The following is a 13,463-nucleotide window of genomic DNA, read 5'->3' as shown; positions in this document are numbered from 1 at the left end:
ACTACCTATGAAAAAATCACTATTCATACTTGCCAGTTTTTCGTTGTTTTCATTAGCATCTTGCGATGATTTTCTCGACTTGCAACCTATTTCTGAAGAAACAAGTTCTAACGGTTACAATACCGCTAGTCAAATTGAAGCTGCACTAGTTGGCGCTTACGAATCATTTCAATCTGCAGAATATTACGTTTGGGATAACATCAATTATTCCGATGTACGAGCAGACAATGCCTATGCTGGTGGCGATAATCCCGAAATTTTTGCTATCGATAAACTGCAAATCACACCAACAAGCGGTCGTCTCTATAAAAATTGGTCCAACCTTTACAACGCTATTGCCAAAGCCAATTTAGTGCTGGCCAAAGTTGATGGTGTGAACGATGTACTTTTTACTGAAGAGCGAAGACAACAAATAAAAGGTGAAGCATTATTTTTACGTTCGCATCATTATTTTACCTTGGTTAAACTCTGGGGCGGTGTTCCACTAGTAACAGCATATACCTCGTCTTCTGATCCATCAAGTCTTAATGTTTCAAGAAGTACAGTTGACGAAGTGTACGACAAAATCATCGAAGATTTAGAACTTGCGGCAACTTTGTTACCAGATACCTACACCAATGCCGATATTACCAAGGCGAGAGCGACTTCTGGAGCTGCGCACGCTTTAGCTGCCAAAGCCTATGCGCAACGACCTACACCAAATTATCAAAAAGTATTGGATCACATCACTGCTTTAGAAAGTAGCGCTGCTAACTACACGCTCATACCGTACAATGAATTATTTGCGACCAATTACAACAATGCCGAATCGATTATTGAGGTACAATATCTTGGAGCTAACGAAGGAAATTACGGACCGCAATTGTTATTACCACCATCGCTAACTGGTGATTCTTGGAGAAAGTTTGTAACGCCTTCGCAAAATTTAATCAGTGCTTTTGATGAGCAAGGCGATGTAGTTCGAAAAAATGTTTCCATCCGATTTGAAAATGCACCATGGGTTGATGAATATTGGAACAATGCAGCAGGAAGCACCATTCCGTTTTCATACAAATGGAAAAATGCGAGCGGTTTTGCCAGTTCCAACCGTCAGTACTTGTTGCGTTATGGTGATTTAGTACTGCTAAAAGCGGAAGCTTATAACGAACTAAACAACATTTCGGCTGCAGCAACCGAAGTTGATCGCATCAGAACAAGAGCATCGTTACCAGATCTTACTGCAGCGCAAAAAAGTTCAAAAGAGGTACTAAGACAAACCATTCTTAAAGAAAGACGTTTGGAATTGTTTCAAGAAGGTCAACGTTGGGATGACTTGGTACGTTACAACCAATTGGTTACTACGATGAACTCACTAATCGAAATCGATTTGAGAAACGGAAACCCTATTAATTACAACATGACTCAAGCCAAAATTTTACTGCCAATTCCGCAACAAGAATTGGATCGAAATCCAAACTTAGTTCAAAACCCTCTATAAAACCAAAGTGATTATGAAAAATATTAAAAAATTAAGCTCCGTAGTAGTACTGCTTTTTGCATTGATCGCCTGCGAAAAAGACAATCTAGATGAACTGGGAAACTGGGATTTAGAAGCCGCTACGATTGAAGCTCCAACTGCCGATGCATCTATAGTTTTAGATGAATTAACACCTAGTGAAACTGTTACATTCAGTTGGTTACCCGCTAGATCAACTGCCGGATATGCCGTAACCTACGCAGTAGTATTGGATACTGTTGGTTCTACCAATTTTGACACACCAATCTTAGAACTTCCATCTGGAAATAATGGAAAAAGTTTGTCGTTATCGTTATCACACCGCACAATAAACGAATACCTTTCCTACAGTGGCTATCCTGTAGATGCAGTTTCTAATGTAACTTGGGCTGTAAAAGCGATGAGTTTGGATAAAGTAGCTTATGCAAGTGCGCCAATTTCGTTCCAACGATTTCCAACTGAAATTATTCCAACTAAACTGTTTATCTCTGGTTCAGCAACCGAAAACAACGGTGTATTGAGTAATGCAATCGAAATGTTACGCTTAAAAAATGCCAGCGGTGGTCTATCCAACACACATGAGATCTACACTAGTTTGACTGCTGGAAATACCTATAAATTTTATAGTGAAAAAATACTTCCTTGTCACCAATACGGTGGTGAAGATGGCGATTTGGAAAAATCAGGAACCGCTATTGTTGCCCAAGAATCGGGTCAATACCGCATCTCAGTTAACCTGGATACGAAAACCTACTCGCTACTAAAAATTAATTATTGGAGCGTTGTGGGAAGTCCTATCAATGGCGGTTGGGGCGGCGATGAGCCACTGGTATATCAAGGTGGTGGTATCTGGAAAGCGTCAATTCAATTGATAAATACTGGTGGTTTTGTTTTCAGAGCGAACGGCAACTGGGATTATTTATTGAAAAATGTGGTAGGAACTAATAAATTGGTTATGGAGTCGCAAGCAGCATCACAAGGCGCTTCGGTACAAGATCTTCAATCGAACCAAATCGGTAAGTATTTTGTAACTTTAAATCTTTCTGCTTCCGGATATTCGTTCAGCACCGAAATCGACAACACTACGCCAACAGTAATTCCTACGCCAAACCAACTATTCTTAATGGCTAATGGAGTAATGATTGAAGAATTCACAAAATCTGGAGATATATTTAGCTTGAACAAATTTGTGCCATTACAAGCCTCGGTTAATTATACTTTAAATTCACAGGCCAATGGCGCAGGAACCAGCTATAGTGTAAACGGACAACTTGGTGTATCGAATACGCCAACTGCCGATAAAGTAACTGGAAATAACGGTTTAAATTCAACTAGTTCCGCTATAACTGTAGCATCTGATCGAGCTTTAAAATTATCCGTCGATTTTAGTCAACCGCGATTGAACTGGGAATATTACAATTTCAAATTATTCCATTGGCAAAATTGGGATACTCGAAACGAATTCCCAATGACGTACCAACATCCAAATAAATATACAATTACTACCAATTTGAATGCGAATTACGAAATGAAGTTCATCAGTCCGTGGGATTTTGATATTGGTGCTTCTACTCCAAATGCCCTAAGCGGTGACTTGGTCGTTGGCGGAGGTTCCAACCTAACAAATGTAACCACTAACGGAAATTATAAAGTAACCATCACGCTTAATGATACGTATCAAGCTGGAACTTACGTTTACATTTTACAATAATAAATTACTCAACCATGATATCTAAAAACATAATGACATCTTTTAAAATACTTGTGGCAACCTCAGTATTGTTTTTGCAAAACAGCTGTGATAACAAAGACATGCCCAACTATCAGCCGCCAGTAGCTGGTACGACTGAAGCTAAATTTTATTTAACTACACCTTCCAAATCGAGTTTACTCGAATTGCAATCAACTGGAATTACTCCGTTGACACAAAATGATAATTTCACCATCAATGTAGCATCGGGAACCACCTACCAATCGATGGATGGATTTGGTTATACACTTACTGGTGGTAGTGCAACATTAATCAACAACATGTCGCCAGCAGCCAAAGATGCCCTAATCGAAGAATTATTCGGACAAGGCGAAAACAGTATTGGCGTCAGCTTTTTACGAATCAGTTTAGGTGCTTCCGATTTAGATCCTGCGGTTTTTTCATACAATGATTTACCAAGTGGTCAAACCGATGTTGCATTGAACAACTTTTCTATCGCACCTGATTTAACCGATTTGATTCCGATTTTAACGCGCATCAAACAAGTAAATCCAAACGTTAAAATTCTAGCTTCACCATGGTCTGCTCCTACTTGGATGAAAACCAATCAAGCTACCGTTGGAGGCGAATTGGCAACAGCCTATTATCAAACGTATGCCAACTATTTCGTAAAATACGTTCAAGCGATGCAAGCCAACGGCATTACGATTGATGCTGTTACCATTCAGAACGAGCCAGAAAACCCATACAACAATCCAAGTATGGTCATGACGGCACAACAGCAAACGAACTTTATCAAAAACAATTTAGGACCAGCGTTTCAAAGCAACGGCATTACTACTAAAATCATCACCTTCGACCACAATTTAGACCATCCTGAATATCCTATTTCGATATTGAATGACGCTGCAGCCAAACCGTTTATCGATGGTTCAGCATTCCATTTGTATGCCGGTCAAATCGACAATATGAGTCAAGTACACAATGCACATCCTGATAAAAATGTGTATTTCACCGAGCAATGGATTCAAGCACCAGGAAATTTTCAAGAAGACTTAAAATGGCACTTTAGAGAATTGATGATTGGAGCACCAAGAAACTGGAGTAAAACGGTTTTAGAATGGAACCTAGCTTCCGATCCGAATCAGAACCCACACACACCAGGAGGATGTACCGAATGTCTTGGCGCAATTACTATTAATGGTAGTACCGTTACAAGAAATCCTGCATATTACATTATTGCACATGCATCTAAATTTGTAAAGCAAGGTTCGTTACGCATTGAATCCAACACTTCGGTTGAACTGCCCAATGTAGCATACAAAACTCCAGAAGGAAAAATTGTAGTGATTGTGTTAAACAATACTGGAACTCAAAAATCATTTAATATTAACGCTGGTGGTGAACCAATTTCGACCGTACTTGCTGCAGGTGCTGTCGGAACTTATGTATGGTAAATTTTATAAAAAGCTATGATTAAAAGAACTTTTCTTGCACTGACACTACTCACGTTAGTTTCATGTTCAAAAAATAATTACAACGCTACTTCTACTTCTAAAAAAGAAGTAGCGTATACCAATGCCACCATTTTTACAACGGCTGAAAACTCTAAACTTAGAATCACGAAAACCGATTCTAAAACCTTTGAAAATTCGACACAACCTAAAGAAACTGAACTTTTTGTATTGGTCAATCCACAAAAAGAACATCAAGAATTTCTTGGCATCGGTGGCGCAATTACTGATGCTTCGGCAGAGGTTTTTGCCAAGCTAAGCACCGACAAGCAAAGCGAATTACTGAACGCCTATTTTGGTGCCAATGGCAACCAATACAACATCATTAGAACCAACATCAACAGCTGCGACTTTAGTTCTGAAAGCTACACCTACATTACTGAAAATGACAAAGAATTAACTTCGTTTTCTATTGATGTGGACAAGCGTTTTAAGATTCCGATGATTAAAAAAGCAATGGGATTAATCCAAAACAACTTGGTATTTTATGCCAGTCCGTGGAGTCCGCCAGCGTTTATGAAAAGTAACCAAAACATGCTGAAAGGCGGAAAATTGCTACCCGAATTCAACCAGGCGTGGGCAAATTACTACGTAAAATTCATCAATGCCTATGAGAAAGAAGGCATTCCGGTTTGGGGAATTACAGTTCAAAATGAACCGATGGCAGTGCAAAAGTGGGAATCCTGTGTGTTTTCTGCCGAAGAAGAACGCGATTTTCTTAAAAACTATCTTGGACCTACTATGGTAAAAAGTGGTTTGAAAAGCAAAAAAATTGTGGTTTGGGATCACAACCGCGATTTGCTTACACACCGCGCCAATACTATTTTTGACGATCCAGAGGCGGCAAAATATGCTTGGGGAATTGGCTACCATTGGTACGAAACATGGAACGGTACCGAACCAAAATTCGACAACATCAAAACCGTTCACAATGCGTATCCTAACAAAAACATTTTGTTTACCGAAGGTTGCCAAGAGCAATTTGACGCCAAAGACTACCAACGATGGAATATAGCCGAACGTTATGGCAACGCCATGATAAACGACTTTAACAACGGTGTTGTAGGTTGGACCGATTGGAATATTTTATTAGATCAAAATGGCGGACCAAATCACGTGCAAAACTTCTGCTTTGCTCCTATCCATGCCGATTTGCGTACCAACGAGTTGATCTATACGCCAAGTTATTACTACATCGGACACTTTTCGAAATTCATCAAAAAAGCCGCAAGAAACATTGAAACATCGACTAGCAGAACCTCGTTAGAAAGTACTTCGTTCAAGAACCAAAACAACGAAATTATCACCGTAGTGTTGAATAAAACCAATGAAGAAATTAAGTACAAAGTACTCCTGAACAACAAAGAAATACAAGTTGCAATTCCGGCACACGGTATTCAGACTATTGTAAGCAAGTAACCTCTAAACAACCAAAATATGAAAAAGAAGTACCACATTTTAAGTTTAAGTTTTCTTTTGTGCTGCGTTTCAGCCAGCTCGTTTGCACAAATTATTGCCAACGGAACCTACAAAATTTTGTCTTCGGTACACAACGAAGTCATGACTTGTGCTACCACTGCGCCACATGATGCTAACATGGCGCAACCAAATGCTACCAACAACTACCAACTGTGGACGTTTACGCACCAAGGTAACGATACTTACAAAATTATGAACGTGGGTAACGCAAAGTATTTAGGAATCAACGACGGCTGGTGTGGCAATTTTGGGGATGCCACAGCCAATTTCACCACCAACGATGCCAACATCTTATTGAAAGTAGGGGCAACACCAACGGCAGGAAAATACACGTTCGAGATTGCGTTTACTACTTGTAATTTTGGTTCGGTTAATGCGCCAGTAAAAGCGTTTGATGTGCAAGATGGCAATGCTGGAGCACAAATTCAAACGTATGAAAAAAACAACACCAACGCCAACCAACAATTCTCGATTGTAGATCCTGCGACGTTGGTTAACGACACATTTTTAAAAAGCAATTCGTTTGCGGTTACGGTTGATGCAGCACAAAACCTGCACATTTTAAGTTCCTCCGCAACGAGCGACCCACTTACAGTCACTGTTTTTGAAATTAACGGAAAGAAAGTACACCACTCTACCCACAACAACGCAACAAACAATGCAACGATAATTGGATTAACTGGCTTGAGCAAAGGAATTTATTTAGTTCAAATTACTGGAAGTGAAGGAAACAAAACGGTAAAAAAAATCGTTTTGTAAGAATTCGGCAATACTTTAAAAACATGGATTATTTAAGTTAGATTTAGTTATTTTCCATTGTAAACTCTGAAACGAACCCTTGTTTCAGAGTTTTTTTGTGTCTGAAACTCCTTTTCTGACCGCTTTGACTGGTTCTGAATGGTTTTACATGGTTTTCATTAAGCGTAATTTTATATGTTTGTGTAAAGAGAAAGAAATCATCGTAGTATTTTTTTAATTAATTTGCTGCTATTTTAAGTTGTGCACTATTTTGGGAAATAAACATTAAAAATTTAATTTTAATCAATTATAATTTTATTAAGTTGTTAAAAACAAAAAACTGAAAATAATATGTTTGGAATATTTAAAAGAAAAAGAGAGTTGACCCGAAAAGAAAAAACTGAAAAAATTCTCAAAGAAAAAGGAATAAAAATTAATTTTAATTTGCCCAATGTTGAAACTGAAGACGAAACGGTACTACGAAAACCCAAAGATATTGCAATTAGAGTTACAATTTTGGCTGTTACGAATACTGTAGCATTTGACGGAATGACAGGTAACGAAGCAATTGCATATTTGAAAAAATATAACTTGTGGAACGAAACTACACCAGATGAAAAGAAGTTTCTAGAAAATCCAACGGAAGAAAAAAAGTCGGAAGAAAGTTGGAAATGTGAAGGAATTTGGACTTTAATGTGGGCACTAAAAATCGTAAATAATTTAGATTTTCCAAACGAAATGTGTGATTTAAATAAAATTCCAGCGAATAAATATCCAATAAGTCAAAATGTTGATCCGAATATTTTTATTAAAAGTATAAATGAAATAAGAAGTAAAACAGAGATTTTAGACCAAACAGATTTTTATTATAGAGCAAATTGGGCTTGTGTTGATGCCAGATTAAATGGATTAGAAATGGAAAAAATGAATCCAGGTATTGTTTATGAAAGACAATATGCATTGAATTGGCTAATAAATTATATGGAACAGGAATGGGATGATATTTCTTGTGATACTTAATAAATAAATAAACATCACACAAAAGCGGTTTCAAGAAATGGCGAGACACTATATTAATTAGAAATTGGAAAGGTTATTAATTTAAAGTTTTAGTTAAATTTGTAAAGGCTTGGTCTTGGTTCATAGCCACTACGTGAAGTCGCAAAGTTAGCTACAAGCTTAAAGAACTTTTATCTAAAATGAGAAACACTATAGACAAACATAACGATGGAATAAATTTTTACGCTACATTTAATGTAAAAGCAAATCCATTCGGAAAAGTTGTTTTATTAATTATGATTCTGATTTTAATGACCGTTTTTATTTTTGTTATTTCAACAATTACAAAAAATGAGATACGAGAAATGCTATTTCCAATGATTTTGATTTTTGTTTTAATTTTAGTTTTTCCCATTCGTTATTTACTTTGGAATTTTTTTGGAAAAGAAACTCTGATTGTGAATACCAAAACAATAAGTTTCTGTTATGATTATGGAATTTTAAAAACTAATTTAAAAACGATTCATTTTGAAAGACTTGGAACTGGATTTCAGATTATAAGAGAAGAGAATGAAGTTGAAATTGGAAAATTGGTATTCTATAATTATCGTAATGAAGATAATTTACCAGAATTAATTCATCAAACCTCTGTCCTACTTGATACAATTTATATAAATGAAATAGACACGGAAATTTCTAACTTGTTTGAAAATGAGTTTAATGAAAAAAATGGTTTTATTCCATATTCAGAAAACTAAAAGCCAGCACACAACAGCCGTTTCGCGCAATTGCGAATTTTGTAGTAAGTTCACGTTTGCGTTTCGCAAGTATTTTTATCTTAGTAGAAAATAATAGGTCATGAACTTCGCAACCTCGCCAAGCGCAGGAACATTAGAGGCAAGCTTCCGAAAAAATTAACGAATTACAGAATAAACAAGTCTAATAGAAAAAATGAAAATTATTATTTCGATATTATTTGTAATGGCATTTCTAACTTTTCAGTCTGAAAATTTTGTTGGAGAATATTACAATAATTTTGGACAAACCTTGAAAATTAATCAAGACTCAACTTTTATATGCAGATGGAACTTTCATATGAGTAGAAGTTGGACGAGAGGTAAATGGAAAACAAATAATGATACACTTTATTTTACAATAACTCCAATATTTGATACTTTGCGTTTTTCAGGAAAAAAAGACACTTTGATTTTATCAATTAATGAAAATCCAGAATTAATAACAGAAAAAAATGCTTCTATTTCACAAATGTTATCAACCTATACTCAAAACAACCGAGAAATGGATTCTAAATTATTTTATAAAAACGGAAAATTATTTTCTATTGACAAAAACGGAAAATTAATAACTAAAAAGCAGAAGTTCATTACGCAGAAAAAACATAATCCTTGGTTTATAAAAAAAGAGGAAAAAGCCAGCCTCTAACAGCAGTTTCTCGCAATTGAGAACTTTGTAGTAAGTTCACGCTTGCGTTTCGCAAGTATTTGTATCTTTAACAGAAAATAAAAAGTTACGAAGTACGCAACTGACGAGATGCGGAGGAACGTAAGCAACAATTATCACAAAAATTCTTAAAATGAGAAGTAACAAAGAAAAGAAAATAATTACTTTTAAAATAGGCTTACTAACTATTAGCTTCTCGCTATTAATTGTATCATTAGCTCAAAATGCATTTTATATTGGAAAGAGTGACGCTCCTGAAGAAGTTGCTTCATTATTTGCTTTTCTGTTTGGATGGTTTACAATTATCATGGGAAGTGGTGTTTCATGGCTAGCTAATCCTTTATTATTCTTCTCTTGGATATTACTATTTATCAACTCAAAGTTTTCCTTATATTGTAGTATATTGGCAGTTTTATTTTCTATTTCTTTCTTGATGCTTTCACGTGTTGTAACTAATGAAGGTGGCGTTTATAGAGAAATCGTATCCTATGATATCGGATATTGGATTTGGTTATCAAGTTGTATTGTAAACTGTGTTGGGATTTATAGCTTAAGAACTGTTTCTAAGAGCAGTTTGCGATAATGGCTGGTTTTGTTTTAATCGGAAATCTATTCGCTAATTGAAATTTTAGTTATATTTGTAATGGTCAGTAAATAAAGTACGCAGCTTCATGTAGTTGCGAAACGGTAGGCACAAGCTAAAACAACACGAATAGAAATGACACCGAAACAACAATTAGAATCAATCCTTTCCAACCAATACGAATCGGAAGAGGGAGATTTGTATAAGATCGAATTGCTGGACGGAATGACCGACAGTGAAATAGAAAACTTGAAAAATCAACTTCCAAATAACAACTTACCGAATGAAATCGAAGAATTATTAAGATTGAGCAAAGGTTTTGAGTTTTATGGACTTGAAGAAGTACGTTTTGATGCATTCGGTCATTTTGGATTTGAAGAAATATTTCCAAAATCAATCCAACTTGCAGGAGATGGGTTTGGGAATTTTTGGATGTTAGATATTGATTCTAATGGAAATTGGAATTCAATTTATTATGTCTGTCACGACCCATCGGTGGTTGTAAAACACTCTGAAAATTTAGCAGAGTTCATAAGACACGTTGACGAGTTCGGACAAAAAGGAAATCAATCCAACTTGGACATTATTCACGAAAAGACCGTAATGGATATTTGGAATGAAAAAGTCGGAATAATGGAAAAAAATGAAACGGATTATGACTTTGAAAATGGACAAGTTGAACTGCCAGAAATGTTTTTAGTGGCGGACTTGACTAATAAACCTATAAAAACAGGATTTCCTTGGGGCAAATCAGGTCCCAACACAAAAATCATAAGACCTAATGATGAACCAATTTGGATAATTGAGAAACGAGTGAAACAAGGTTTTCTATCAAGATTATTCGGTGGAAAGAAATAAATAGCCAGTGTCTATAAGCCACTTCAACAGATTTGGGCATTTGGCTTAATGGAAAGTTGGTTTTTTATTTGGAATATTTGGCAAATCCTAATAATGGGCTTAATTTAGTCCCAAACCCACTGTAGTGCCAAGACGTTGTGCTACATTTTAAAACCCTACTATGAAAGCAACATTTATTTTTTTCTTTTTCGTTTCTATTTGTTCCGCCCAAAATGGAGAAATCTACGGAAAGTTGCAATTGGCTAATAACGAATTTGGAGGGAAAACGATAGGAAAAACTTATGTTGTTTTTAAGTCAAAATTTAATATCGACAGTGTACAAGTCAATGAAAATTTAGAATTCAGTATCAGAAATTTACAAGCAGCAACTTATAATTTATCCATTTCACCTCGAAGTTATCCCACTCGACAATCTTTTAAAATTAAACTAAAAGACAGTGAAAAAGTTGCCGTTAATTTACCTTACTCGCCAGTTTGTCCATATAAAGAAGAAAAAACAAATTGTCCAAAATGTGATAGCCAAAAAGATGTTATTCCTATTTCTTATGGACTGAGAGTTGAAATTTTAAGTCCAAAAGAAAGAATACAAGGAAAGAAAATACAGAAAACAAAAGCTGGAGGATGTATTGTATCAGATTGTCAACCGAATTGGCATTGTGAGAAAGACAATGTTGACTTCTAAAAAGACGTCACATTACATCGGTTCCACTCTATTGCTGTTTTATCTTGAATTGAACTTCTTTGTTCACAAAAATATTTTATCTTAGTAGAAAGTACGCAGTTCGCTGGAATCGCACTAGACGCTAAGCTGCAACGTTAGTGGCTATTTTTAGAGACGCCCGAAGAATTCGAGAACCTATGACACAAAGTAATTACATCAAATTTCTAAATGAAATAAAGCGGTGTTCCTTGATAACACTTCCTATTGCATTAATTTTTTACTTTTCATTAAAACAACTTTTTGCATGCATTGCGATTTATATTGTATTAACACTAATTGTAGCGCTTTGGTCATTCCTTGCAGATATTACTGGTTATAAAAGGCATTGTACTATTGTCGATAGTGAGGCATTTCGAAAACTCATTCAAAGCGGGTTTTCTATTGAAAGAGAAAATGATTATGTTGGAATAAATGGAATTTACAAAAATTACCTGTTTGATATTTATTATGATTGGCTAACTGTATCGAATAATAAAAACAGTAGAGCTATTGTATTAAATGTATATTTTGATCCTCCAAAATTTGTCAATGGTGAAACAAATCATAAGCTTTTAGAAGAGATTTCAAAACGAAATAGTACTTCTACTTGGAGTTTCAAACCATACAATTTTCGTTGGAGAGAAGGAAATATAATGATGAATAACACTGTTGGGCCAAAAAATCCAAAATATGAGTTTATAGTAAAGAGAATGGATTTATTAATCGACATTTTAAAAAGGGAAAATTTGCAGTCTGTCGAAAAGTCAATAATTTTGGAAAAGCGAGAGGTTATTAAACATGCGTTAGTTCCTGAAATTCTAGTTTATTTTAATAAAAACAGCAACTAACAAAGAACTGTACTTAAAAACAAACTTAAGGCGGTTTGTTCCGATAGCTGGTTTTAGCTTTCTTGGAAAATACTCAGTTCACTCCTATTTCGTCTTTCTTTTACTATTTTTCGTAAATTGCCGCTACCGTATCAAGCAGCGGCACGTTGGCTGTAATTTTTTGCCCGAAGTCCATTAGATCAAATTTATGAAAAACATATTAATTTTATTTCTCGCTTTCGTTTTGTCCTCATGTAATGGACAAGACAACATACCCAAAGAATTAAAACTATCTTTTGATTATCTCGATAAAAATTGGGATTTAAAAGAAATTGAAATTTTCAAAAACATCTCGGAAAAAGACACAACCAAACCGAGAAATTATCATTTCGGAATTGGAATGTATTTACGTAATAACTTATTGAGACATAACGAGCAATCAGAAAAAATAACCAAGTTTTTCGATTCACTTGGAATTCATCATTATGATGATATGTCTTCAATTATTTTGACTTCTTATCATAGATATCTTAATAACGAAGATATACAATTACAATCCCAAGTAAACAACTATGTGGAATATTGGAAACCTATAATTGATTGTGAAAAGAGACAGAAAATAAAAGCTGTTGAAATTTATACTAAATACAAAGTTGGAGACACACTGAAAATAAAAATGCCAGTTAGTGAAAATAATAGTGTTGTTGATTATCCTTGTGGTAACGGAACTTTAGAATGGGAATTCGACGAGACAAAAGACTTATTTATAAAAGGAATAATTACTGAAAAGTATAACATTAACAGTAAGTCTAATGTATTTTTTAAACTTAAAATTATAAGTAAAAATCATTTGGAAACTGAAATTATGATGAATAAAGTAAATGTAGGAGACGAGTTTGATTTTAGCCTTTCAACTGCGTGGAAGATAGAATAAAAACTACTGCCAACAGCCGTTTCTCGCAATTGCGAATTTTGTTGTAAGTTCACTTTCACGTTTCGCAAGAATTTTTATCTTTAACAGAAAATAGAAAGTTCCGAACTTCGCAACTGACGATAAGCGGCGGAACGCTGGCGGTAATGCGTGTAAACCTAAAGACA

The 13,463-nt window shown here is 35.3% G+C and carries 13 protein-coding genes; all 13 read left to right on the top strand.

Annotated elements, in window-relative coordinates; all coding sequences use genetic code 11:
- Positions 1 to 7: 7 nt before the first annotated feature.
- The gene (locus ACZ098_RS14450) at positions 8 to 1,477 is read left to right on the top strand and encodes a RagB/SusD family nutrient uptake outer membrane protein (RefSeq protein WP_487312474.1); all 1,470 of its coding nucleotides are present in this window, start codon (positions 8 to 10) and stop codon (positions 1,475 to 1,477) included.
- Between the two features lie 13 nt (positions 1,478 to 1,490).
- Positions 1,491 to 3,206: a SusE domain-containing protein gene (locus tag ACZ098_RS14445; protein WP_487312473.1), complete on the top strand. Its 1,716-nt coding sequence runs from the start codon at positions 1,491 to 1,493 to the stop codon at positions 3,204 to 3,206.
- 32 nt (positions 3,207 to 3,238) lie between these two features.
- Entirely contained in the window at positions 3,239 to 4,663 is a 1,425-nt protein-coding gene (locus ACZ098_RS14440) for a glycoside hydrolase family 30 protein (RefSeq protein ID WP_487312472.1), read from the top strand.
- A 15-nt stretch (positions 4,664 to 4,678) separates the two neighbouring features.
- Entirely contained in the window at positions 4,679 to 6,139 is a 1,461-nt protein-coding gene (locus ACZ098_RS14435) for a glycoside hydrolase family 30 protein (protein WP_487312471.1), read from the top strand.
- 18 nt (positions 6,140 to 6,157) lie between these two features.
- The gene (locus ACZ098_RS14430) at positions 6,158 to 6,958 is read left to right on the top strand and encodes a T9SS type A sorting domain-containing protein (RefSeq protein ID WP_487312470.1); all 801 of its coding nucleotides are present in this window, start codon (positions 6,158 to 6,160) and stop codon (positions 6,956 to 6,958) included.
- 330 nt (positions 6,959 to 7,288) lie between these two features.
- The gene (locus ACZ098_RS14425) at positions 7,289 to 7,957 is read left to right on the top strand and encodes a DUF4272 domain-containing protein (protein ID WP_487312469.1); all 669 of its coding nucleotides are present in this window, start codon (positions 7,289 to 7,291) and stop codon (positions 7,955 to 7,957) included.
- 179 nt (positions 7,958 to 8,136) lie between these two features.
- Positions 8,137 to 8,694, top strand: coding sequence for a hypothetical protein (locus ACZ098_RS14420; protein ID WP_487312468.1), 558 nt, complete (start codon positions 8,137 to 8,139; stop codon positions 8,692 to 8,694).
- Between the two features lie 193 nt (positions 8,695 to 8,887).
- Entirely contained in the window at positions 8,888 to 9,379 is a 492-nt protein-coding gene (locus tag ACZ098_RS14415) for a hypothetical protein (protein WP_487312467.1), read from the top strand.
- A 151-nt stretch (positions 9,380 to 9,530) separates the two neighbouring features.
- Entirely contained in the window at positions 9,531 to 9,980 is a 450-nt protein-coding gene (locus ACZ098_RS14410; RefSeq protein WP_487312466.1) for a hypothetical protein, read from the top strand.
- A gap of 135 nt (positions 9,981 to 10,115) precedes the next feature.
- A complete protein-coding gene (locus tag ACZ098_RS14405; protein WP_487312465.1) occupies positions 10,116 to 10,838 on the top strand; it encodes an SMI1/KNR4 family protein in 723 nt (240 codons plus the stop codon).
- A 160-nt stretch (positions 10,839 to 10,998) separates the two neighbouring features.
- Complete coding sequence (locus ACZ098_RS14400; RefSeq protein WP_487312464.1) at positions 10,999 to 11,520, top strand: hypothetical protein; 522 nt, start codon at positions 10,999 to 11,001, stop codon at positions 11,518 to 11,520.
- Between the two features lie 176 nt (positions 11,521 to 11,696).
- Positions 11,697 to 12,386, top strand: coding sequence for a hypothetical protein (locus tag ACZ098_RS14395; protein WP_487312463.1), 690 nt, complete (start codon positions 11,697 to 11,699; stop codon positions 12,384 to 12,386).
- Between the two features lie 187 nt (positions 12,387 to 12,573).
- Entirely contained in the window at positions 12,574 to 13,299 is a 726-nt protein-coding gene (locus tag ACZ098_RS14390; protein ID WP_487312462.1) for a DUF6794 domain-containing protein, read from the top strand.
- Positions 13,300 to 13,463 lie beyond the last annotated feature (164 nt).

The sequence above is a fragment of the Flavobacterium sp. SP2 genome, from assembly GCF_057626655.1.
The sequence above is the reverse complement of the archived record's forward strand: the minus strand, read 5'-3'. Positions and strand labels throughout refer to the sequence as shown.